At 74.8% G+C, this 21,781-nt stretch carries 17 protein-coding genes; 10 read left to right on the top strand and 7 right to left on the bottom strand.

Features of this window, described 5'->3' with window-relative positions:
- Positions 1-72 precede the first annotated feature (72 nt).
- Genes C4U44_RS16375 through C4U44_RS16390 form a run of 4 tightly spaced genes read left to right on the top strand, consistent with a single transcriptional unit; the run spans position 73 to position 3,981 of the window.
- On the top strand, positions 73-1,500 hold the full coding sequence (locus C4U44_RS16375) for a molybdopterin-dependent oxidoreductase (RefSeq protein WP_103886535.1): 1,428 nt from the start codon (positions 73-75) through the stop codon (positions 1,498-1,500).
- Positions 1,497-2,141, top strand: coding sequence for a hypothetical protein (locus tag C4U44_RS16380; protein WP_407642841.1), 645 nt, complete (start codon positions 1,497-1,499; stop codon positions 2,139-2,141). The genes C4U44_RS16375 and C4U44_RS16380 overlap by 4 nt, the downstream gene beginning before the upstream one ends.
- Before the next feature lie 53 nt (positions 2,142-2,194).
- Complete coding sequence (locus C4U44_RS16385; protein ID WP_103886735.1) at positions 2,195-3,292, top strand: NAD-dependent epimerase/dehydratase family protein; 1,098 nt, start codon at positions 2,195-2,197, stop codon at positions 3,290-3,292.
- Complete coding sequence (locus C4U44_RS16390; RefSeq protein WP_103886536.1) at positions 3,289-3,981, top strand: TIGR04282 family arsenosugar biosynthesis glycosyltransferase; 693 nt, start codon at positions 3,289-3,291, stop codon at positions 3,979-3,981. The genes C4U44_RS16385 and C4U44_RS16390 overlap by 4 nt, the downstream gene beginning before the upstream one ends.
- Here the strand turns inward: C4U44_RS16390 and C4U44_RS16395 are convergent.
- The gene (locus C4U44_RS16395; RefSeq protein ID WP_103886537.1) at positions 3,944-4,633 is read right to left on the bottom strand and encodes a response regulator; all 690 of its coding nucleotides are present in this window, start codon (positions 4,631-4,633) and stop codon (positions 3,944-3,946) included. The two genes, C4U44_RS16390 and C4U44_RS16395, sit on opposite strands and share 38 nt — an antisense overlap.
- Entirely contained in the window at positions 4,630-7,338 is a 2,709-nt protein-coding gene (locus tag C4U44_RS16400) for a sensor histidine kinase (RefSeq protein WP_235032130.1), read from the bottom strand. Before C4U44_RS16400 ends, C4U44_RS16395 begins: the two co-directional genes overlap by 4 nt.
- Positions 7,339-7,632: 294 nt before the next feature.
- Between C4U44_RS16400 and C4U44_RS16405 the strand changes: the two genes are divergently transcribed.
- Positions 7,633-9,630 carry an APC family permease gene (locus C4U44_RS16405; protein WP_103886539.1) on the top strand — a complete coding sequence of 666 codons (1,998 nt, stop codon included), beginning with the start codon at positions 7,633-7,635 and terminating at the stop codon, positions 9,628-9,630.
- A gap of 183 nt (positions 9,631-9,813) precedes the next feature.
- Complete coding sequence (locus C4U44_RS16410; RefSeq protein ID WP_103886540.1) at positions 9,814-10,275, top strand: hypothetical protein; 462 nt, start codon at positions 9,814-9,816, stop codon at positions 10,273-10,275.
- 115 nt (positions 10,276-10,390) lie between these two features.
- On the opposite strand, the gene C4U44_RS16415 is transcribed toward C4U44_RS16410, so the two are convergent.
- Positions 10,391-10,558 (bottom strand): hydrophobic protein, encoded by a 168-nt coding sequence (locus tag C4U44_RS16415; RefSeq protein WP_200823292.1) that lies wholly within the window; start codon positions 10,556-10,558, stop codon positions 10,391-10,393.
- A gap of 102 nt (positions 10,559-10,660) precedes the next feature.
- Here C4U44_RS16415 and C4U44_RS16420 point away from each other — a divergent pair, with 102 nt between their 5' ends.
- Positions 10,661-11,431, top strand: coding sequence for an AraC family transcriptional regulator (locus C4U44_RS16420; RefSeq protein WP_103886541.1), 771 nt, complete (start codon positions 10,661-10,663; stop codon positions 11,429-11,431).
- Positions 11,432-12,112: 681 nt separating this feature from the next.
- Positions 12,113-14,497, top strand: coding sequence for a phosphoketolase family protein (locus C4U44_RS16425; RefSeq protein ID WP_103886542.1), 2,385 nt, complete (start codon positions 12,113-12,115; stop codon positions 14,495-14,497).
- Positions 14,498-14,523: 26 nt separating this feature from the next.
- Here C4U44_RS16425 and C4U44_RS16430 read toward each other — a convergent pair whose 3' ends face one another.
- Both C4U44_RS16430 and C4U44_RS16435 read right to left on the bottom strand, forming a co-directional pair.
- Complete coding sequence (locus C4U44_RS16430) at positions 14,524-15,678, bottom strand: hypothetical protein (protein WP_103886543.1); 1,155 nt, start codon at positions 15,676-15,678, stop codon at positions 14,524-14,526.
- Positions 15,679-15,788: 110 nt separating this feature from the next.
- Complete coding sequence (locus tag C4U44_RS16435; RefSeq protein WP_103886544.1) at positions 15,789-16,268, bottom strand: MarR family winged helix-turn-helix transcriptional regulator; 480 nt, start codon at positions 16,266-16,268, stop codon at positions 15,789-15,791.
- A gap of 280 nt (positions 16,269-16,548) precedes the next feature.
- Here C4U44_RS16435 and C4U44_RS16440 point away from each other — a divergent pair, with 280 nt between their 5' ends.
- Positions 16,549-18,738 carry an MMPL family transporter gene (locus C4U44_RS16440; protein WP_103886545.1) on the top strand — a complete coding sequence of 730 codons (2,190 nt, stop codon included), beginning with the start codon at positions 16,549-16,551 and terminating at the stop codon, positions 18,736-18,738.
- A gap of 125 nt (positions 18,739-18,863) precedes the next feature.
- Here C4U44_RS16440 and C4U44_RS16445 read toward each other — a convergent pair whose 3' ends face one another.
- Together C4U44_RS16445 and C4U44_RS16450 are read right to left on the bottom strand one after the other, a co-directional pair.
- Positions 18,864-19,763, bottom strand: coding sequence for a TroA family protein (locus C4U44_RS16445; RefSeq protein ID WP_103886546.1), 900 nt, complete (start codon positions 19,761-19,763; stop codon positions 18,864-18,866).
- A gap of 153 nt (positions 19,764-19,916) precedes the next feature.
- The gene (locus tag C4U44_RS16450; RefSeq protein ID WP_322973628.1) at positions 19,917-20,393 is read right to left on the bottom strand and encodes a hypothetical protein; all 477 of its coding nucleotides are present in this window, start codon (positions 20,391-20,393) and stop codon (positions 19,917-19,919) included.
- Between the two features lie 152 nt (positions 20,394-20,545).
- Between C4U44_RS16450 and C4U44_RS16455 the strand changes: the two genes are divergently transcribed.
- Positions 20,546-21,601 carry a LacI family DNA-binding transcriptional regulator gene (locus C4U44_RS16455; RefSeq protein WP_103886547.1) on the top strand — a complete coding sequence of 352 codons (1,056 nt, stop codon included), beginning with the start codon at positions 20,546-20,548 and terminating at the stop codon, positions 21,599-21,601.
- Positions 21,602-21,781 lie beyond the last annotated feature (180 nt).

Here is a 21,781-nt window from a genome sequence, read left to right on the forward strand (position 1 = left end):
CACCGCGACGTCAGACTTTCGTCATACGTCGCAGCCGTGGTTCCGGCCCGGTACGGATCTAGGGTCCGGGCCATGGACGTCCCCCCCAACCCCCCTCCCGAGCCGTCGGGCCCGCATCCGCCCGCCGGGCCGCCGCCGGAGCAACCACCCCACCGCGGAGCCGCGTTCGGGCGAGCGCCGGCCGCCCGCGCAGCCCCTCCCCGCCTCGCCGGCCTCGTCTCCCGCCTCCCCGCGGGTCCGTGGCGCAGCCCCCTGCGCGGCCCGTGGCTCACCTCGGTGTTCGGGCTGGTGCTGCTGGTCGGCATCCCCGTCCTGTTCGTCACCGGCCTGCTGTCGTACGCCGCCTACAACCCGAACCTGTCCCCGATCAACGACAAGACGCCGGGGAAGGGGCTGCTGGGCTTCTACCTCTTCGCGTGGCCGACCCGTCCGTACTGGCTGTACCGCGTCGACCAGGGCGTGCACGTGACGCTCGGGATCGTGCTGGTGCCGGTGCTGCTGGCGAAGCTGTGGTCGGTGGTACCGAAGCTGTTCGCGCTGCCGCCGGTCCGCTCCCCCGCGCACGCGCTGGACCGGTTGTCGCTGCTCCTGCTGGTGGGCGGCGGCCTGTTCGAGTTCGTCACCGGCGCGCTCAACGTCCAGCTGGACTACGTCTTCCCGGGGTCGTTCTACCCGCTGCACTTCTACGGCGCCTGGGTGTTCTTCGGCGCGGTGGCCGCGCATGTCGCGCTGCGGCTGCCGAGGACCGTACGGGCCCTGCGCAGCCGGGACTTCCGGGCGGAGCTGCGCACCTCCACCTCGCGGACGGTGCCCGAACCCGCCGACGACAGCGGCCTGGTGTCCACGCACCCGGCGCGGCCGACGATGTCGCGGCGCGGGGCGCTCGGCATGGTCGGGCTCGGCTCGGTGGCCCTGTTCGTGGTGACGGCCGGGCAGAGCATCGGCGGGCCGCTGCGCAGGACCGCGCTGCTCGCCCCGCACGGGCGGGACCCCGGCTCCGGCCCGAACGGCTTCCCGATCAACAAGACCGCGGCCCTGGCGCACATCAGGGCGCAGGACGTGGGCGAGGGCTGGCGGTTGGTAGTACACGGCGACGGCAACGGCCGGCGGGTGTCGCTGACCCTCGCCGACGTCCGCGCGCTGGCCCAGCACGGCTCGGCGCTGCCGATCGCGTGCGTGGAGGGCTGGTCGACGGACAACCAGCACTGGGAGGGGGTGCGGCTGGCCGACCTCGCGGCGCTGGTCGGCCATCACGCCGATCCGCCCGGGGTGTTCGTGGAGTCCGCGCAGCTGTCCGGTTCCTTCCGCGCGGTCGCGCTGCGCGCCAACCAGGTCCGCGACGCGCGCTCGCTGCTGGCGCTGCGGGTCAACGGCGCGGAGTTGTCGCACGACCACGGTTACCCGGCCCGGGTGATCGTGCCGGACGCGCCCGGGGTGATGAACACCAAGTGGGTGCACCGGCTCACCTTCGGAGCGACCACGTTCGGAGCCGACACGTGAACGACCGCCCGCCGCACGCCCGTACACCGTCCTCCCGCACGCCCACCCCCGGCTCGCGGGACACCCGCTCCCCGCGCACCCGCTCCCCGGCCGCCCGGTTCCGCGTGGTGTACGGGGCCTCCCCCGCGCACCTCCTCGTCCTTCTCGCGTCCTTCGCGGTGTGCGGGTACGCGGCCGCGCGGCTGCTGCAACGGGACTGGTTCGACGTCGCGAAGTGGGTGGTGGGCGCGGCACTGCTGCACGACCTGGTCCTGGTCCCGCTCTACGCGGTGGCGGACTGGGTCCTGCACAGGGCACTGCGCACCCCGGGCCCCGGACCGTCGGCGCCCCCCGCACCGCACAAGCCATCGGGGGCGACCGAGGACCCGCCCGCCCGGGACCGTACCGCCCTGCGGATCGCCGCCGTCCACCACATCCGGGTCCCCGTCTTCCTCTCGCTGCTGCTCCTGCTCGTGTACTGGCCGCTGATCAGCCGGGTCAGGACGCACTACGCGCAGGCGACCGGGCTCGACCCCGGGGTGTTCCTGGGGCGTTGGGTGCTGATCACCGCCGGGCTGCTCGGCGCCTCCGCGCTGCTCTTCGCCGTGCGCTGGTGGCGGATGACCCGGCGGCCGGGGCGCAAGGGCCTTACGGACCGGTGACGTCGCCGTACGGCGCCGTGCCGCGGCCCGCCGCCGACCCTAGGGTCGGCGGCATGCGCGTACTCGTCACCGGCGGCGCGGGCTTCATCGGCTCCCCCATCGTCGCCGCACTCACCGCCCGCGGGCACGAGCCGGTCGTCCTCGACGCCCTGCTGCCCTCCGCCCACCCCGTACCGCCGCCGTCCTTCCCCGGCCCGGACCGGCTGCATGCCGACGTGCGGGACGGCGCCGCCGTCGCGGCGGCCCTGCGGGGCGTCGACGCGGTGTGCCACCAGGCGGCGATGGTCGGCCTCGGCAAGGACTTCGCGGACGCGCCCGCCTACACCGACTGCAACGACTTCGGCACCGCGGTGCTGCTCGCCGCGATGGCCGCGGCGGGGGTGCGCGACCTGGTCCTCGCCGGGTCGATGGTGGTCTACGGCGAGGGCCGGTACGACTGCGCCCGGCACGGCCGGGTCGTGCCGGGGCCCCGCGCGGCCGAGGACCTGGCCGCGGGCCGCTTCGAACCCCCCTGCCCGGCCTGCGGCGCGCCGCTGGCCCCCGGGCTGGTCGACGAGGACGCGCCGGCCGACCCGCGCAACGTCTACGCGTCGACCAAGCTCGCCCAGGAGCACCTGGCCTCGTCCTGGGCGCGTGCCACCGGCGGCCGGGCGGTCGCGCTGCGCTACCACAACGTGTACGGGCCCGGCATGCCACGGGACACCCCCTACGCCGGTGTGGCCTCCTTCTTCCGCTCCTCGCTCGCCCGTGGCGAGGCGCCCCGGGTCTTCGAGGACGGCGGCCAGCGCCGCGACTTCGTGCACGTGCGCGACGTGGCGGCGGCCAACGTGCTGGCGCTGGAGTCCGTTTCGGCCCGGGCGCCGGGTACCTTCCGCGCCTTCAACACCGGCAGCGGCACCCCGCACACCGTCGGTGAGATGGCCGCGGCCCTCGCGGACGCGCACGGCGGCCCGGCGCCCGTGGTCACCGGCGGGTTCCGGCTCGGCGACGTCCGCCACATCACCGCGTCCTCGGCCCGGCTGCGGGACGAGCTCGGCTGGCGCCCGGAGGTGGAATTCCACGCCGGGGTGAGGGAGTTCGCGCATGCCGGGCTCCGCGGCCAGGCACCGGGCACGGCCCGCCCGGTGGAACGGCGGGCGGGCGCGCGATGACGACCCTGCTGGTGATCGCCAAGGAGCCCGTGCCCGGGCGGGTCAAGACACGGCTGACGCCACCTCATACTCCGTACGAAGCAGCGGAGTTGGCGCGGGCCGCGCTCGCCGACACGCTGGCCGCCGTGCGGCGCACGCCCGCGCGGCGCCGGGTGCTGGTCCTGGAGGGGGCGCCCGGGCCCTGGCTGCCACCGGGGTTCGAGGTGGTGCCGCAGGTGGCGGGCGGGCTGGACGAGCGGCTGGCCGCGGCGTTCGGGATGTGCCGCGGTCCGGCGGTGCTGGTGGGGATGGACACCCCGCAGCTCACCCCGGAGTTGCTGGGGCCGGCGGTGGACGCCTTCGCGTGGCGGGAGTGCTCGGCGTGGTTCGGGCCCGCGGCGGACGGCGGTTTCTGGGCGCTCGGCCTGGCCGCCCCGGACCCCGAACTGCTGCGCGGGGTACCGATGTCGAAGCCCTGGACCGGGCGGGCCCAGCGCGACCGGCTGCGCGCGGCGGGCCTGCGGGTGGGCGAACTCCCGCTGCTGCGGGACGTCGACACCGCGGCCGACGCGCGGGCGGTGGCCGCGCTCGCCCCGGACACCCGGTTCGCGCGGGCCCTCGCCGCCACGACCGCGGGCGCGCCCGGGCGCACCCACGTGCAGGAGGCCGCGGCTACGGCTCGAAGCGGTAGCCCATCCCCGGCTCGGTGATGAGGTGGCGCGGCCGGGCCGGGTCGGGTTCGAGCTTGCGGCGCAACTGCGCGAGGTACACCCGCAGGTAGTTGGTCTCCGAGCGGTAGGACGGCCCCCACACCTCCTGGAGGAGCTGCGTCTGGGTGACCAGCCGGCCCGGGTTGCGGACCAGGATCTCGAGCAGGTGCCACTCGGTGGGCGTGAGGCGTACGTCGGACCCGGCGCTGGTGTGCACCTTCTTCGCGGCGAGGTCCACGGTGAAGGAGTCGGTGACGACCACGGCCTGGTCGTCGGCGCCCGCTCCGCCGGGTTCGACCCGGCGGAGCGCGGCGCGCAGCCGGGCCAGGAGTTCGTCCATGCCGAACGGCTTGGTGACGTAGTCGTCCGCGCCCGCGTCGAGCGCCTGGACCTTCTCCTTGGAGGCATGCCGGGCGGACAGCACGATGATCGGCACCCGGGTCCAGCCGCGCAGGCCGCGGATGACCTGGGCGCCGTCCATGTCGGGCAGGCTCAGGTCGAGCAGCACCACGTCGGGGTTGTGGGTGGCGGCCAGCCGCAGCGCGCTCGCGCCGTCCGGGGCGGCGTCGACGTCGTAGTGACGGGCCCGCAGGTTGATCACCAGCGCTCGGACGAGCTGGGGTTCGTCGTCGACTACCAGGACCCGGGTCATCGTTCGGGCACTGCCTTTCGCACGTCGGGGTCGGCGGTGCCGCCGGGGGCGGTGGGAAGGGTGAAGACCATGCTCAGGCCGCCGCCCGGGGTGTCCTCCGCGGTGAGGGTGCCGCCCATCGCCTCGGTGAAGCCGCGGGCGACGGCGAGGCCGAGGCCCACCCCGGTGCCGGCGGGGGGCGCGTCGCCGTAGCGCTGAAACGGTTCGAAGACGAGGTCCTTGGCGTCCTCGGGCACGCCGGGCCCGCGGTCGATCACCCGGACCTCGACGCGGGTGCCGTCCGGCAGCGGCAGCGGGTCGGCCCTGATCACCACCGGCTGGCCGGGCGGGCTGTACTTCACGGCGTTCTCCACCACGTTGGCGACGGCCCGTTCCAGCAGTCCGGTGTCGGCGTGCACCAGCGGCAGCGCCTCGGGCAGTTCGAGCCGTACGGCGTCGGCCGGCACCTCGGCGAGCGCGGCGGGCACCGCCTCCTCCAGCGCGATGTCGCGCAGCAGGGCGTTGACCGCGCCGGTGCGCAGCCGGCTCATGTCGAGCAGGTTGCCGATGAGGTGGTTGAGCCGGTCGGCGCCGGTCTCGATGCCGGCGAGGAGTTCCGCCTCGTCCTCGGGGCTCCAGTCGACCTCGTCGGAACGCAGCGAGGTGACCGCGGCCTTGATCCCGGCCAGCGGGGTGCGCAGGTCGTGCGAGACCGCGGCCAGCAGCGCGGTGCGGATGCGGTTGCCCTCGGCGAGGCGGCGGGCCCGGGTGGCCTGCTCGGACAGCCGCCGGCGCTCCAGCAGCCCGGCGGTCTGCGCGGCGAACGCGACCAGCACCCGGCGGTCCTGGGCCGGCAGCACGCGACCGTTCAGCGCGAGCACCAGCCGGTCGCCGGCGGGCACCTCCACGTCGGCGTTCTCCGGCTCGGTGGCGGGGTCGGGCCCGACCGAGGCCGCGGTGTGCCAGCCGCCCGCCTGCGCGGGACGGACCCGCCCGCTGTCGCCCGCCGCGCCGGTGCCGCGCTCGTCCGTGCCGCGTGCGTCCGTGTCGCCTGCGTCGGCGTCGCCCTCGTCGCCCTCCGTCGCGGCGGCTCCGCCCTCCTCGGAGGTGTCCGGCGAGGCGACCTCCAGGAGCGCCGCGGATTCCATGGCGAAGGTCTCCCGCACCCGGTCGAGCAGGGAGACGATGCTGTCGGTGCCGTCCTCCCCGCGCAGGACGGTACCGGCGAGGTAGCTGAGGATCTCGGTCTCGGCGCGGCTGCGCGCGGCCTGCTGCGCGCGGCGGGCCGCGAGGTCGACGACCGAGGCGACCGCGATGCCGACCGCGACGAAGATCACCAGCGAGAGCAGGTTCTGCGGGTCGGAGATGGTGAAGGTGTGGGTGGGCGGCGCGAAGAAGTAGTTGAGCAGGAGCGTGCCGAGCAGGGCGGCGGCGATCGCCGGGAAGACCCCGCCGACGAGGGCCGCGACGACGGTGAGGGTGAGGAAGAGCAGCAGCGGCGTGGTGATGCCGTGGCTGTCGGTGCCCGAGCGCAGGATCAGGGTGAGCAGCGGCGGGCCGGCGACACCGAGCAGCCAGCCGCCGATGGTGCGGGCCCGGCCCAGGCTGATCGGCAGCCGGCCGGGCACCCGGGGGCGGCCGGCGGCGGCGTGCTCGTGGGTCACGATGTGCACGTCGATGTCACCGGACTCGCGGGCCACGGTGGCCCCGACGCCCGGTCCGAGGAAGTACTGCCACGCCTTGCGGCGGCTGGAGCCGAGCACGATCTGGGTGGCGTCGACGCCGCGGGCGAAGTCGAGCATCGCGGCGGGGACGTCGGCGCCGAGCACGGAGTGGTAGCTGCCGCCCAGGTCCTCGACCAGCCTGCGCTGGGTGCCGAGGTCGCCGGCGGACGCGCCGACCAGGCCGTCGGAACGCACCACGTGCACCGCGAGCAGTTCGCTGCCGGAGCCCTTCGCGGCGATCCGGGCGGCCCGCCGGATCAGGGTGGCGCCCTCGGGGCCGCCGGTGAGGCCGACCACGATCCGCTCGCGGGTCTGCCAGGTGTCGGCGATGCCGTGCTCGGCGCGGTAGCGCAGCAGGTACTCGTCGACGCGGTCGGCGGTCCACAGCAGGGCCAGCTCGCGCAGCGCGGTCAGGTTGCCCGGCCGGAAGTAGTGCGACAGGGCCGCGTCGACCTTCTCCGGGGTGTAGACGTTGCCGTGTGCCAGGCGGCGGCGCAGCGCGTCGGGGTCCATGTCGACCAGCTCGATCTGGGCGGCCCGGCGGACCACTTCGTCGGGCACGGTCTCCTGCTGCCGCACGCCGGTGATGCCCTCGACCACGTCGCCCAGGGACTCCAGGTGCTGGACGTTGACGGTGGAGACCACGTCGATGCCGGCCCGCAGCAGCTCGTCGACGTCCTGCCAGCGCTTGGCGTGGCGGCTGCCGGGCACGTTGGTGTGGGCGAGTTCGTCGACCAGCGCGATCCGGGGCTTGCGGGCCAGCACCGTGTCGAGGTCCATCTCGGTGAACTCGGCGCCGCGGTGGGTGAGGGTGCGCCGGGGGAGGATCTCCAGCCCGTCGAGCAGTTCGCGGGTGCGGGGGCGGCCGTGGTCCTCGACGTACGCGACGACCACGTCGGCGCCGCGGTCGGCCCGGCGGTGGGCCTCGCAGAGCATCGCGTAGGTCTTCCCCACTCCAGGCGCGGCACCCAGGTAGATCCGCAGACTGCCGTGCGTGGCCACCGTTCCTCTCCCTCTCCCGTCACACCACCCTCGCGCTCGGTACGCGTGTCCGCCGGCCTCGTGTCCGACGGTCGTGGACACCATCGAGCATAGGGCGCCGATCACCCCGTCATCGCCTGCGACCAGCGAGGCTACGGCAATGTCGGGGGTCTACCCGGGCCCGTGGGGGAGCGCGACACCGGAAAGCGTTAAGGACGCGCTAAGATCCCCGCCCCGCGCCACCGAATGTCCGATTCGCCCCGACTCCGTGCAGTAGTGATATGGGGGCTCGCCCTTCTCCCGAAACGGACTCCCATGGTGTCGACTTCCACCCGACCCGCGCCCGCGGCACTCCCTGAGAGCTACGGCTACCGGGTGAAGAAGCACCTCCTGGGGAGGCCACTGGTCACCGAGCAGCTGGGCGGCGAGCGGCTGTCCAACCCGATCGCGCTGGGCGTGCTCGCCTCGGACTGCATCTCCTCGATGGCGTACGGCTCCGAGCAGATGCTGGTGGTGCTCATCCCGGCGATCGGCGTCGCCGCGTTCACCGCCCTGATCCCGCTGACCGCGGCGATCCTGTGCGTGCTGCTCCTGCTGACGCTGTCCTACCGGGACGTGGTCATGGCCTACACCCGGGCCGGCGGGTCCTACGTGGTGGCCCGGGAGAACTTCGGACCGCGAATAGCCCAGGTCGCCGCGGTGGCTTTGCTGATCGACTACATCGTCACGGTCGCGGTCCAGGCGGCGGCCGGCACCGACGCCCTGGTGTCCCTGATCCACCTGATGTGGGGGGACGCCCGCCTGACCGCCCTGGACGACAACAAGCTGTTCATCACCGTCGCCGTGGTGCTGCTGCTGTGCTGGGGCAACCTGCGGGGCATCCGCGAGGCGGGCCGCTCCTTCGCGCTGCCCGCCTACCTGTTCATCGCCGCGATGGCGCTGCTGATCGTCACCGGCTTCACCCGCTTCCTGCTCGGCGACCACTCCCGCATCGACGTCCACACCCCCGGCATGGTCGGTCTCGGTACCGACACCCACGGCTTCTTCTACGGTGCCTCGCTGCTGATCCTGCTGCGCGCGTTCGCCAACGGCGGCTCGTCGCTGACCGGCCTGGAGGCGATCTCCAACGGCGTCAGCGCCTTCCGCAGCCCGCAGGGCCCCAACGCCCGCCGCACCATGGTCGCGATGTCCTGCATCCTGGGCACCGGCGTCCTCGGGGTGTCCCTGCTCGCGCACATCACCCACGCCACGCCGTACGTCGCGCAGACCCCGACCGTCGTCTCGCAGGAGGCGAGCTGGGCCTTCGGCGGCAACTGGTACGGCACCGCGGGCCTGGTCTTCGTCCAGCTCGCGACCGCGCTGATCCTCTACACCGGCGCCAACACGTCCTTCAACGGCTTCCCGTTCCTGGCCAGCTTCGTCGCCGAGGACTCCTTCCTGCCCCGCCAGCTCACCCGGCGCGGCCACCGGCTGGCGTTCTCCAACGGCATCGTGGTGCTGACGGTGGTGTCCCTGACGCTGCTGATCGCCACGAAGGGCAGCCTGAACGCGCTGGTCGGGCTGTACGCGATCGGGGTGTTCTCCGGGTTCACGATGGCCGGCGCCGGCCTGGTCAGGCACCACTGGACCCGGCGGGACGGCAAGTGGCGCGCGAAGGTCGCCCTCAACGGGCTGGCCTGCGGCGTCTCGCTGCTGGTCGCGTTGATCTTCGCGGTCACCAAGTTCACCGAGGGCGCGTGGGTGGTGGTCCTGGTCTTCCCGATCGGGGTGTGGGCCCTGATCAAGGTGAACAAGCGCTACCGCGAGGAGGCCGCCGCGCTCGCGGCAGCGCCCGCCGACGCCACGCAGCCGCGCTCGACCAGCCAGGTGATGTACATCCTGGTGGACCGGGTCGACCTCGCCGTGCTCAAGGCGATCCGGTACGCCCGCGCGCTGCGGCCGCACGAGATCCGCGCCGTGCACGTCATGGTGGACGCCCAGGAGGCGAAGCGACTGGCGGCGCAGTGGAACCGCACCGAGGTCGGCGACCTGCCGCTGGAGATGGTGGAGTGCCCCGACCGCCGGATCAGCCGGTCGGTGCTCGAACTGGTCGACCGGCGCATCCGCGAGCAGCGCGCCCAGGTCACGCTGCTGATCCCGGAGCGCAACTACTCCCCCGTCCTGGGCCGCCTGCTGCACCGGCGCACCGCCGACCACATCGCGCGCGCCGTCGGGCGGCTGCCCGACGTCGTCGCCACGATCGTGCCGTTCGACGTCGCCGAGGCCCACGAGGAGCGGGCTCCCCGCGGGGCTGCCACCGCCAACCGCGCGTAGGTTAGGCTACCCTTACTTTCCGATCGGGAGGGTGCGTCCCCCTCGGGCCCCGCGGGCCTGAACCGGGCGGCCGCGCACGGGAGTCGACGACCGCAGAGGCGGCCCGGACCTGTGGACGCGCACGCGACGGACCCGCGAGGGGCGCCGGAGCCGGCGGATCCGAACGAGGCGGCAGATGCGAACATGGCGGCCCATCCGATCGAGACAGCCGACCCGCACGACGCAGCCGAGGCATCGGGCGCGGACCTGGCGGATCCGGCGGACCTCTCTGCGTGGCCGCCGGCCGTACTCGACGTGGGAGACGTCACGGCCTCCGAGGCACGCGACGCGATCCTTCGGCTGCTGCGGGAGGGGCCGGCCCGGCAGGAACCCTTCGCCGCGCTGGTCGACATGAGCCGCACCGCGGCGCCGACCGGGGAGAAGGACGCGAAAACCGCCGATCAGGCGCGTGCGATCAAGGAGTTGAGGCCCCGACTGGTCGCACGCTGCCGCGGCCTGGCGTTCGTGATCCCCGCGGCGCCGCCCGCCCCGGCCGCGCCCGCGGACGCGGCCGAGGCGGGCAACCGCTTCTGGTGCTGCCCGGTGGCCACCGTGGCCGACCGGGTCCAGGCGCTGGCCCGGCTCCGGGAACGGCTGCCGGCATGACCGGCCCCGACCCGGCCGGGTACGCACCGGCCGACCCCGTAAAGGCCGGGCCCCGGCGGCCCGACCCGCACCGGGCCGTGCCGTCGGGGCCGGGCCCGGCGCGGTCTCGCGCGGGTCACCACCGATACCAGCGACCTCTCCCGGAGCCGGAACCCGGGCGGATCAGGAATCCCAGCAACCAGAGCACCAGCACCACCACCGCGACCCACCAGAGGATCTTCACGGCGAATCCGATTCCGAACAGCAGCAGTGCGAGCAACAGTACGACGAGCAACGGTCCCATGGTCATCAACCTCCTTGCCGACCGTGTGCCCCGGTTCCCGCCCCGCACGCGGCGGGAGTCCGCTCCTTCCGCCGTGGCCGTCATGCGCTACGTTCGATGACCATGTCGCCGAACGGCCAGCACTCCGCACCCCCCGCGCCCGCGCCCGCCGAGGCCCTGCGGGTGATCAACTTCGACCTGGCACGCGGCCAGCGGTTCGGCGAACACGAACACCCCACCCACCAGTTGGTGTGGTCCCCGGCGAGCGTGCTCACCGTGGACATCGGCGACCACTCGTGGGTGCTGCCGCCGACGCTGGCGCTGTGGATACCGGCCGGAGTGCGGCACAGCACCGGCGCGACCCGTCCGGCCCGGATGCGCAGCGTCTACCTGCTGCCGGAGCGCTGCCCGGTCCGCTGGACGCAGCCGACGGTGGTCGGAGTGCCGCCGCTGCTGCGCGAGTTGATCACGCACCTGGCCGACCCCGGCCTCGGCGCCGAGCCGCGCGCCCGGGCGGAGGCCGTGCTGTTCGACCTGGTGCGCCCGGTGGCGGTGACCACCATCGAGCTGCCGATGCCCGCGGACGGGCGCGCCCGCCAGGTCGCGGAGTCGCTGCTCGCCCACCCGGCCGACCACCGCCCGCTGGAGGAGTGGGGCCGGGAGGTCGGGGCCAGCGCCCGCACGCTGGCCCGGCTGTTCAGCGCGGAGACCGGGATGTCCTTCGGCCGGTGGCGCACCCGGGCCCGGCTGCGCGCGGGGCTGGAACACATGGCGGCCAACCGCCCGCTCGCGGCGGTCGCCCACCACGTCGGCTACACCACGCCGAGTTCCTTCATCGCCGCCTTCCGCCAGGAGACCGGCCGCACCCCCGGCGCCTACTTCACCGCGCGCTGACCACCCCGTGCGGGCCCGGGTTTCCGCGCCGCGCCGACCCGCGGCCTCACAGCGACGCGAGCGCCTTCTCGAAGTCGTCGAGCGCGGCGATCGCGTCCTCGTAGCCGCAGGCTGCGAGCCGGACGAGCGTGGCGCCGGCGGCTCCGGCGGCCAGCAGGCCGCGCCGGTCGGGCGGGCCCGCTGGGACATCGGGACCTCCGGGGCCGACCGAGTTCCGGCGTGGTCAGGCGCGCATGCGCAAGAGCACCACAACCAAGCACAGCACCCCACAGGGGCGCGGGGAACTGCGCGACCAGCCACCCACCGACCCCCAGCCGGCAACGCACCGCAACCCTCGCAGCGAGCGAATCGCGGTGACCTGCGCGACCAGCCCCCACGAAGCACAGCGCGCATGCACAAGAACACCACAACCAAGCACGGCGCCCCACAGGGGCGCGGGGAACTGCGCGACAAGCCACCCACCGGCCCGCGGCCGGCAACGCACCGCACCCGTCGCGGCGAGCGACAGGCCCCCCACCGACCCGCGGCCGGCAACGCACCGCAACCCTCGCGGCGAGGCCAGGACCCCCCGAAGGGACCTGCACCCGGAAGGAGGGAGTGCGCGCACGTCGGCGGCCCACCCCCCGCGGAGCGGGTAAGGCTGACGTGCCCGAGCCCCACGCCGCCCCCCGAAGGACACCCATGCCCAACGGTCTGAACGACGAGGAACTCTCCGCGCTGGACGCCCACTGGCGCGCAGCGAACTATCTGGCCGTGGGCCAGATCTACCTGCTCGACGGCAACCCCCTCCTCACGGAACCCCTCCGCCCCGAGCACGTGAAGCCGCGCCTGCTGGGCCACTGGGGTACCTCCCCGGGCCTGAACCTGGTCCACACGCATCTCAACCGCGTGGTGAAGGCCCGCGACGTGGACGCGATCTGCGTGTGGGGCCCGGGGCACGGCGGCCCCGCGGTGCTGGCCAACTCGTGGCTGGAGGGCAGTTACACCCGGACGTACCCCGACATCACGCGGGACGCCCCGGGCATGGGCCGGCTGTTCCGCCAGTTCTCGTTCCCCGGCGGCGTCCCGAGCCACGTCGCACCGGAGACCCCGGGCTCCATCCACGAGGGCGGCGAGCTGGGCTACGCCCTCTCGCACGCCTACGGCGCCGCGTTCGACAACCCCGGCCTGCTCGTCGCGTGCGTGATCGGCGACGGCGAGGCCGAGACCGGCCCGCTGGCCGCCTCGTGGCACGGCAACAAGTTCCTCGACCCGCTCCACGACGGCGCGGTCCTGCCGATCCTGCACCTGAACGGCTACAAGATCGCCAACCCGACCGTGCTGGCCCGGCTCCCGTCGGACGAGCTGGACGCGCTGCTGCGCGGCTACGGCCACGACCCGATCCACGTCGCGGGCGACGAACCCGCCGACGTGCACCGCGCGATGGCCGCGGCCATGGACGCCGCGCTGGACCGGATCGCCGCGATCCAGCAGGCCGCCCGCGCGGAGGGCGCCGGCACCTCGGCGGACGGCGCCCGCCGCCCGCGCTGGCCGATGATCGTGCTGCGCACTCCCAAGGGCTGGACCGGTCCGGCCGAGGTCGACGGCCTTCCCGTCGAGGGCACCTGGCGTGCCCACCAGGTGCCGCTGCCCGAAGTGCGCACCAATCCCGACCACCTGCGGCAGTTGGAGGAGTGGCTGCTGTCCTACCGTCCTGCCGAACTCTTCGACGACACCGGCCGCCCGCGGGAGCAGGTGCTCGCCTGCGTGCCGTCCGGGGACCGCCGGCTCGGCGCGAACCCGCACACCAACGGCGGGCTGCTGCTGCGCGACCTGCCCGTCCCGGACCTGGACGGCTTCGCGGTGCGGGTCGACGCGCCCGGCACCGAGACGCACGAACCGACCCGGGTGCTGGCCCGGTTGCTGGAACGGGTGATGGCCGACACGGAGGAGCGCCGCGACTTCCGGATGGTCGGCCCGGACGAGACCGCCTCCAACCGGCTCGACGCCGTCTACGCCGCCTCGGGCAAGGCGTGGCAGGAGCGCACCCTGGCCACCGACGAGGACCTGGACCGGCACGGCCGGGTGATGGAGATCCTCTCCGAACACACCTGCCAGGGCTGGCTGGAGGGCTACCTGCTCACCGGCAGGCACGGCCTGTTCTCCTGCTACGAGGCGTTCGTGCACATCGTCGACTCCATGGTCAACCAGCACATCAAGTGGCTGCGCACCACGCGCGCCCTGCCCTGGCGCCGTCCGATCGCCTCCCTCAACTACCTGCTCACCTCGCACGTCTGGCGCCAGGACCACAACGGCTTCTCGCACCAGGACCCCGGTTTCGTCGACCACGTCCTCAACAAGTCGCCGGAGGTCGTCCGCGTCTACTTCCCGCCGGACGCCAACACGCTGCTGTCCGTCGCCGACCACGTCCTACGGTCACGGGACTACGTCAACGTCATCGTCGCCGGCAAGCAACCCACCTTCTCCTGGCTGGACATGGACGCCGCACGCGCGCACTGCGCCCGCGGCGCCGGCATCTGGGAGTGGGCCGGCACCGAGGACGGCAGCCGCGAGCCGGACGTCGTTCTCGCCTGCGCGGGCGACGTGCCCACCCAGGAGGTCCTGGCCGCGGCCCAGTTGGTCCGCCACCATCTCCCCGAGCTCGCCGTGCGCGTGGTCAACGTGGTCGACCTCGCCCGCCTGCTGCCGGAGAAGGAGCACCCGCACGGCATGTCGGACGCGCAGTACGACGCCCTGTTCACGCCCGACAAGCCGGTCATCTTCGCGTACCACGGCTACCCGTGGCTGGTCCACCGGCTCGCCTACCGCCGCTCCGGCCACCGCGACCTGCACGTGCGCGGCTACAAGGAGATCGGCACCACGACCACGCCGTTCGACATGGTCGTCCGCAACGACCTGGACCGCTTCCGCCTGGTCATGGACGTCATCGACCGGGTGCCGGGCCTCGCGGTCCGGGCCGCCCCCGTACGGCAGTTGATGGAGGACGCCCGGCTACGGCACCACGACTGGATCCGCGCGCACGGCGTCGACCTGCCCGAGGTGGCCGACTGGCGCTGGGTCGGCTGAGCCGTCGCCGGGGCGTGCGCCGGCCGTCAGGACGTGCCGCCCGCCGCCGGGACGGACCCGGCGCCGAGCACGGGGCCGGGTACGGCACCGCGCTCGGCGGCGGCGTGCTCGGCGGCCCGGCGTTCGGCGGCCCGGCGTTCGGCGGCGTGGCGGCGGTGCACCACGTCCAGCCGCAGCGCGGGCAGCGCGATGAGCAGCAGCAGCGCCGCCGCGATCCACACCCCGAGCGCCAGCAACAGCGGCCCGAGGTGCCGGGCGCCGAAGTACTCCACGTCGACCAGCGCGCCCACCCCCGCCCCGCCGGGCAGCAGCTGGCTGATCCAGCGCCAACCGCCCGGCAGGTAGTGCCAGTTCAGAGCGCCGCCGCTGGTGGCGTTCCCGATCACGATGAAGATCAGGCCGGCCACGCCGATCCCGAGGCCGTGCAGGACCCGGGTGAGGGCCATGGTCGCGGTGGCGACGGCGTACGAGATCGCCGCGGAGATCGCCGCGACCTGCCACGGGTGGCCGGCGACGGCGTCGAACCCGGCGTCGGCGACCGCGGTCAGCAGCGCCCCGGTGACGACGGCGAACGCGAGCGGGACGGTCACCCGGACCAGCAGGGAGGCGCCGGCCGCGCCCTGGTGGAAGGCCATCGCGAACAGGAAGGCGCTGAGCGCGACGCCGAACACGTAGTAGAAGACGGCCAGTCCGCGGCTGTCGCCGGACGGCAGCGGCGTGGTGTCGGTGACGGTCGCGGCGGCGCCGACGTGGTGGGCCGAGCCGGTGAACGCGGTGGTCAGGGTCTGCGTCACCCCGGGGCCGTTCGCGCCGGCCAGGGTGATGTGCGCGGCGCCGGGGTGGCTGAGGTCCAGCGCACCGTAGATGTCCCGGTGCTGGACGGCGGTGACCGCCGCCGCGGGGTCGGCGTAGTGGGTGAACCGGAAGCCGCCCGGCTGCTGCCGGTCGAGCCCCTGCTCGACGGCGGTGACGGCCGGGCGCGGCCCGGTCACGGCTATCGGCAGGCCGTGCGGCTGCGGATGGTGCAGCGCGGCCAGGAACACGGTCACGAACGCCGCGGCGACGGCGAGCCCGACGACCACGGGCCGCAGGACCGCGACCCGGCCGACGGGGCGGGAGGCGGCGAAGGGATGGGGCCGCCGCGTGTCCACGGGTGGCGGGGTGGTGGGAGTCGCGGGCATGGGTGGTCCTTCGCAACGTCGCTGGAGGGTAAGGGAGTTCAGCCGCGGGGCCGGGCCGGGTCCGGCATGCCTGGCCCCGGCGAGCCGAGGCCGGGACGTGCCGGGGCCGGCTAGAAGCCTTCGAAGACGGCGGAGCGCGGGGATGCCTCCGCGCAGGCCCACAGGTGGTCGAGGAGCTGGGCGCGCTGCTCGGCGCTCAGCGGCGCGAACAGCAGGTCCTCGGCCGCGTCGACCACGGAGTGGGCGCGGGTGACCAGGTCGCGGCCGCTCGCGGTGAGCCGGGCCGGCCGGACCCGGGCGTGGTGGGTGCTCGTCCCGCGCTCGACCAGGCCGCTGCCGACGAGGCCGCCGAGGATGCGGGTCATCGTCTGCGGGGTCACCGACAGGGCGCGGGCGAGCTGCGCGTTGGTGCTGCCGCTGAAGGAGTCGAGTATCGCGAGGACCGCGTACTGGCTGGCGGTCAGGCCGAGCGGGCGCAGCCCCTCGTCGACCCGGGTGCGGATCGCCTGGTTGAACCGGCGCGCGACATACCCGACGCGGTGGCGCAGCACCTCGTCCTGGTCCGGGTCCATATCAGCATGCTCACTCATGTTCGTATGCTTACACAGACCTCCCGGAGGGGCAAGGAGCCGAGGTGGGGGCACCCGCCGGGTCCGCGGGTGGGGCGGGAGGTGGGGCAGCAGATGCCACCCGCGGGCGTACTCCCGCGGGGGTAATCCGGGCGCCGGTACGCGCTGGGGAGGCGGCGCGAATTCGGTCCCCGGCGCGACGAGCGGGGCGTCCGGCCCGCAGACGATGGACGGGACCGGAGACGCGGGCGGCAGGAGCCCGGGCGAGGGACGCAGCGACCGCTGCCGGAAGGAGGCCACGATGAGGGCAGCGAAGTGGGAGGCGGGTGCCGGGCCGCGGGCCGGTGGACCGGCGGGGGGCCGCCGAGGGGCACGCGGCCTGCCGTGGCTGGTGCTGGCGCTGTGGATCGGGGTGCTGGCGGTGGCGGTGCCGCTGGCCGGGCGGCTGGGCGACGTGCAGCGCGACAGCGTCGTGGACTACCTGCCGGCGAGCGCCGACTCCACCCAGGTCGCGAAGGTGCAGCAGGAGCTGCCGGGCGGCGAGTCGACCGACCTGGTGGTCGTCTACCACCGTGACGGCGGCCTCACCGCCGCGGACCGCCGCACGGCGGCGGGGCAGACCGCCGACCTGGCCCGCACCTTCCGGCTGACCGGTGGCGCCGCCGCGCCCGAGGGCGTGCCGTCGAAGGACGGCACCACGCTGATGTACCCGGTCTCCAGCACCCAGCCCGGGGAGGACTCCGACGCGAAGACGACGTTCGTCGACGGGGTGCGGGACATCGCCACCGGCGGGCACGGGCTGACCGTGAAGGTCGGCGGCCCCGGCGGCCTGGACGCCGACGCGTCGGAGGTCTACAGCTCGCTGGGCGGCCCGCTGCTCTACACCACCGTGCTGGTGGTGGCGGTGCTGCTGATCCTGATCTACCGCAGCCCCGCGCTGTGGCTGGTGCCGCTGTTCGCCGCCGGCGCCGCGGACGTGCTGTCGATGGCGGTCACCTACCTGCTCAACCGGGCGTTCGGGATCACCGTCAGCGGCCAGAGCTCGGGCGTGATGACGATCCTCGTCTTCGGCGTCGGCACCGACTACGCGCTGCTGCTGGTGGCCCGCTACCGCGAGGAACTCCGCGGCACCGCACGGCCGTACGACGCGATGCGCACCGCGCTGCGCAGGTGCGCGCCGGCGATCACGGCGTCCGCGGGCACGGTGGCCGCGGGGATGCTGTGCCTGCTGGCGGCGGACCTCAACAGCAGCCACGGCATGGGACCGGCGGCCGCGGTCGGGGTGGCCAGTGCGCTGGCCGCGATGGTGACGCTGCTGCCCGCGCTGCTGGTGCTGCTGGGCCGGCGGGTGTTCTGGCCGCTGGTCCCCGAGCCCGGCAGCGAGCCGAGGCCACCGCGCCGCGGCGGCTTCGACGCGATCGGCCGCCTCGTCGGCCGCCGCCCGGTGGCGGTGCTGATGTCCGGGGTGGTGCTGCTCGGCGCGCTGGCGCTGGGCGTGCTGCATCTGCCCGGCAGCCTGAAGCAGCAGGACAGCTTCGCCACGAAGCCGGACTCGATCGCGGCGGCGCAACTCCTCGGCGCCGCGTATCCGGACCGGTCCGGCCAGCCGATCACGGTGGTCTCGCACACCGGTGCCGCGAGCGCCGCCGAGCGCACCGCCCGCGGCACCGTCGGTGTGGTCACGGTCCGGCCGGGCCGGACCGGCGGCGGCTGGAGCGAGTTCTTCGTCACCGCGGCCGGCCCGCCGCAGTCCGCCGCGGAGACCGCGACCATCAGGCGGCTGCGCGCGGAACTGCACGGCTCCTACGTCGGCGGCCCGAGCGCTCAGCAGATCGACCTCCGGTCCACCAACAGCCGGGACCGCGAGATCGTGGTGCCGATCACGCTGGCCGCGATCGTGCTGATCCTGATCCTGCTGCTGCGCAGCCTGGTCGCCCCGCTGCTGCTGGCCGCCGCGGTGATCGCGGTGTGGGGCTCCGCGCTGGGCGTCGGCGGCCTGGTCTTCGGTCCGGTGCTCGGCTTCCACGGCACCGACCCCGGGCTGGGGCTGCTCAGTTTCGTGTTCCTGGTCGCGCTGGGGGTCGACTACGGCATCTTCCTGATGCACCGCATGCGGGAGGAGGCGCTGAACGGCGCGCCGCCGCGGCAGGCCACGCTGAGCGCGCTGCGCACCACCGGCGGCGTGATCACCTCGGCGGGCATCGTGCTGGCCGCGACGTTCTCGGTGCTGGTGAACATGCCGCTGGTGCAACTGGCCGAGCTGGGCTTCGTGATCGCCGTCGGGGTGCTGCTGGACACGTTCGTGGTCCGCACCTTCCTGGTGACCTCGGCGTCGATGCTGCTGGGGCGGCGGCTGTGGGCGCCGGGCGCGCTCGGCCGGGCCCGGCCGCCGGCCGCGGGTGAGGACGGGGGCAACGGCCCCGACGACACCGCTGCGGTCGGCCGTTCGGGCGGGGACGGCGTCGAGCGGGAGGCGCCGGCCACCCGCTGACCCACCCGGCGCCGCGGCCCGGTTCCGCACGGCGGCGGGCGCCTCCCGTTCACCAACGGGTGGCGCCCGCACGGGTCATCGGGTGGACCGGGGCCGACCGGGCACCGTGACCACGGGCGACCGGCTCAGCGCGCGCGGGCACCCTGAGCCCGCAGCGCACCCGCCACCGCACGCAGGAAACCGGCGTACGCGCCCGGGGCCGGCGGCAGTTCGGGGTTCCAGGGCAGCACCTGCGCGGTCAGGGACAGCCGCTCCCACGCGGGCACGCCGGCGAGTGCGGACAGGGGGACGGCGTTCGCCCGGGTGTCGGCGAGGACCACTCCTGCGCCGCCGACCGCCGCGAGCGCCTGGTCCCAGTCGGTGGTACGCCAGTTGACGCCCGGACCGGGGCCCGGGTCGGCCATCCGCACCCCGAGGTCGGCGAGGTGCCGCAACTCCGGCCAGGTACTCGGCCGGGCGAGGTGCACCTGCTCGGGACCGGCCGGCGACAGGGCGACCACCTGCGCGGTACCGCCACCGACCGCGACCAGCCGCAACTCCTCCTCGGCCGCAGCGAGTTCGGCGCCCGCCGAGCCGATCTGCGCGCCGAGCGCGACGGCCAGCGCGGCGAACCGACCGAGTATGGTCCGCAGCGACGCCTCCCCGCCGACGCCGAGCGCCAGCACCGGCACGCCCGCCGCCTCCGCGACGGACTCCGCGAGCGCGTACGGCGCCTTCCCGTCGTACGTCACGTCCACGACCACGTCCGGGTCCAGCGCGCGCAGCGCCTCCTCGGCGACGTCCGCTCCCCCGCCCAGGTAGGCCACCTGCGCCGGATCGAGCCCGCCGAGCTTCGCCGGGTCGGCCTCCGCGCCGCTGTCGTGGCCCGAGCCGTACACCGCCACCGGCCGCAGGCCGTGCTCCCACAGCGCGGCCCCGGCGCGTACGTACGCCACCACCCGCGGCGTCCCGCCGGCACCGGACGCCGTGCTGCCCCGGTCGTCGGTGAACTCCCAACCCGCCTGCCGCGCACTGCCGTTCGTCATGCAGCCGACCCCCTTTGCCGTCCGCGCGGGGCCCCGCGGGACCCGCCGCGTGCCCTCCACCCTGCGCCCCGACCCGCCTCGCCGACAAGGGCGCCTCGGGCTGCCGGCAAGGCCGGCTCCAGGCCACGACGCGACCGGATGGCGCCGGCCGGCCTACCCCGTGGGCGGCGCCGGGGGATGATCGTCGTGAGCGGTGGCGGGACCGAGGAAGTCCCGGCCCTGGATGATCCCGTGGTGGATGCCGCCGCTGACCGAGTTGTTCACGATGGAGACCCCGCCACCCGACGTCCCGGGCGCCAACTCGGCGAGCAGCGAGCGAAGTTCGTCGGCGGCGCCCGGGTCCGCGCGCAGCACGCGGCGCAGCCGGGCCCGCCACTCGTCGGCCACGTCGGCGGCGGTGTCCTCGTCACCCGCCTCCCGCGCCCCCACCAACGCAGCGTGGGAGTCCTGGAGTTGGCGGTCGATCCCGCCAGGGTCACCGCCCCGGGCGAAGAACGCGGCCAGCCGCCCGCGCACCTGGCCCCACGCGTCGGAAACCATCAACCCCACCAGGGCGGTCGCCCCCGAGGACGCCAGCCCGGCCAGTTCGGCTTCCACCCGCCCCACCCCGTCCCGCTCGCCGTGCGTCACCCCGCTCCCCCACGGTAGGGCACCGCGACCCGGGCCGGGGCCGGTCGGCGACAGCCCCGACGGTCACGCCGCGCCGGACCGCCCGGCGCGGTCCGCGGCCCGCGTTCGCGATACTTCTCGGACGGACACGGCGGGCGGAGGGCGGGGAGACGATGGCACGGGACACGGAACCCGACGGGACGGGTGCTGCCGGCGGGCTGGCGCGGGTGGCCGCCGAGGCGGGCGTGTCCGTGTCGACGGTGTCGAAGGTGCTGCACGGCCGCTCGGACGTCGCCGCGCGGACCCGGGCGCGGGTGCAGCGGCTGCTGGAGCAGCACGGCTACGCGAACGCGGCGCGCGGGCGGGCCGCGCCGACCGCGCTGGCGGCCGGCGGGCTGATCGACTTCGTGATCGGGGAACTGGACGGCCCGTGGGCGGTCCAGCTCGTCCGCGGGGCGGAGGAGGCCGTGCACGCGGTCGGCATGGGGCTGGTGGTCTCGGCGGTGCACGGCCCGGGCGACGGGGACGGGCCGTCCCGGCACTGGCTGGAGGCGCTGGCCAACCGGCCGACCCGCGGCGCGGTCCTGGTCGTGCCCGGGCTGTCCGAACCGCAGCGGGAGGAACTGCGCCGGCTGGGGCTGCCGTTCGCGCTGATCGCGCCCGCGGAGGAGCCGCCGCCCGGCGTGCCCTGGGTGGGCGCCACCAACTGGCCGGGCGGCCTCGCCGCGACCCGGCACCTGGTCCGGCTCGGCCACCGCCGGGTCGCGGTGATCGGCGGGCCACCCGGCCGGCTCGCCTCCCGGGCCCGGGTCGACGGCTACCGCTCGGCCCTCGACGAGGCCGGGCTGCCGTTCGACCCGGCACTGGTCCGCTACGGCGACTTCTCGCACGAACCCGCCTTCCGGCACGCGCTGGACCTCCTGCGGCTGCCCGACCGCCCCACCGCGATCTTCGCCGGCAGCGACCAGCAGGCACTCAGCACCTACCGCGCCGCCGACCACCTCGGGCTGCGCGTGCCCGCCGACCTCAGCGTGGTGGGTTTCGACGACCTCGACTTCGCGGACTGGGTCACCCCCCGCCTCACCACCGTCCGCACCCCCCTCCCCGAAATGGCCGCGGTCGCCACCCGCATGGTCCTCCAACTCCTTTCCGGCCGAGCCCCCGAGACCACCCGCGTCGAAGTGGCCAGCGAGCTCGTCGTCCGCGACAGCACCGCCCCACCCCCCTGACCCAAGCCTCCGGAAGCACCCGCACGTACAGGGGGGCGTGGGGGCACCTACCAGGCGAAGCCCTGGGGGGAGAACGGCGCGAGCAACCCACCACCGACAGGTGGTCCCTCAACCGGCCGACGAGACCACCCCGGTGGGTCGGGGCCCCCGGGAATACCCCTTCCCGACCGCACAGTTGGA

Source organism: Actinacidiphila yanglinensis (assembly GCF_900107965.1).
Classification (GTDB): domain Bacteria; phylum Actinomycetota; class Actinomycetes; order Streptomycetales; family Streptomycetaceae; genus Actinacidiphila; species Actinacidiphila yanglinensis.

Bases quoted from the DNA above. Each gene is read 5' to 3' on its own strand.
- C4U44_RS16440 (WP_103886545.1), top strand. From the start codon at position 16,549: ATGAGGGCAGCGAAGTGGGAGGCGGGTGCCGGGCCGCGGGCCGGTGGA.
- C4U44_RS16410 (WP_103886540.1), top strand. From the start codon at position 9,814: ATGGCGGCCCATCCGATCGAGACAGCCGACCCGCACGACGCAGCCGAG.
- C4U44_RS16395 (WP_103886537.1), bottom strand. From the start codon at position 4,633: ATGACCCGGGTCCTGGTAGTCGACGACGAACCCCAGCTCGTCCGAGCG.
- C4U44_RS16425 (WP_103886542.1), top strand. From the start codon at position 12,113: ATGCCCAACGGTCTGAACGACGAGGAACTCTCCGCGCTGGACGCCCAC.
- C4U44_RS16420 (WP_103886541.1), top strand. From the start codon at position 10,661: ATGTCGCCGAACGGCCAGCACTCCGCACCCCCCGCGCCCGCGCCCGCC.
- C4U44_RS16430 (WP_103886543.1), bottom strand. From the start codon at position 15,678: ATGCCCGCGACTCCCACCACCCCGCCACCCGTGGACACGCGGCGGCCC.
- C4U44_RS16385 (WP_103886735.1), top strand. From the start codon at position 2,195: ATGCGCGTACTCGTCACCGGCGGCGCGGGCTTCATCGGCTCCCCCATC.
- C4U44_RS16375 (WP_103886535.1), top strand. From the start codon at position 73: ATGGACGTCCCCCCCAACCCCCCTCCCGAGCCGTCGGGCCCGCATCCG.
- C4U44_RS16390 (WP_103886536.1), top strand. From the start codon at position 3,289: ATGACGACCCTGCTGGTGATCGCCAAGGAGCCCGTGCCCGGGCGGGTC.
- C4U44_RS16445 (WP_103886546.1), bottom strand. From the start codon at position 19,763: ATGACGAACGGCAGTGCGCGGCAGGCGGGTTGGGAGTTCACCGACGAC.
- C4U44_RS16415 (WP_200823292.1), bottom strand. From the start codon at position 10,558: ATGGGACCGTTGCTCGTCGTACTGTTGCTCGCACTGCTGCTGTTCGGA.
- C4U44_RS16455 (WP_103886547.1), top strand. From the start codon at position 20,546: ATGGCACGGGACACGGAACCCGACGGGACGGGTGCTGCCGGCGGGCTG.
- C4U44_RS16405 (WP_103886539.1), top strand. From the start codon at position 7,633: ATGGTGTCGACTTCCACCCGACCCGCGCCCGCGGCACTCCCTGAGAGC.
- C4U44_RS16435 (WP_103886544.1), bottom strand. From the start codon at position 16,268: ATGAGTGAGCATGCTGATATGGACCCGGACCAGGACGAGGTGCTGCGC.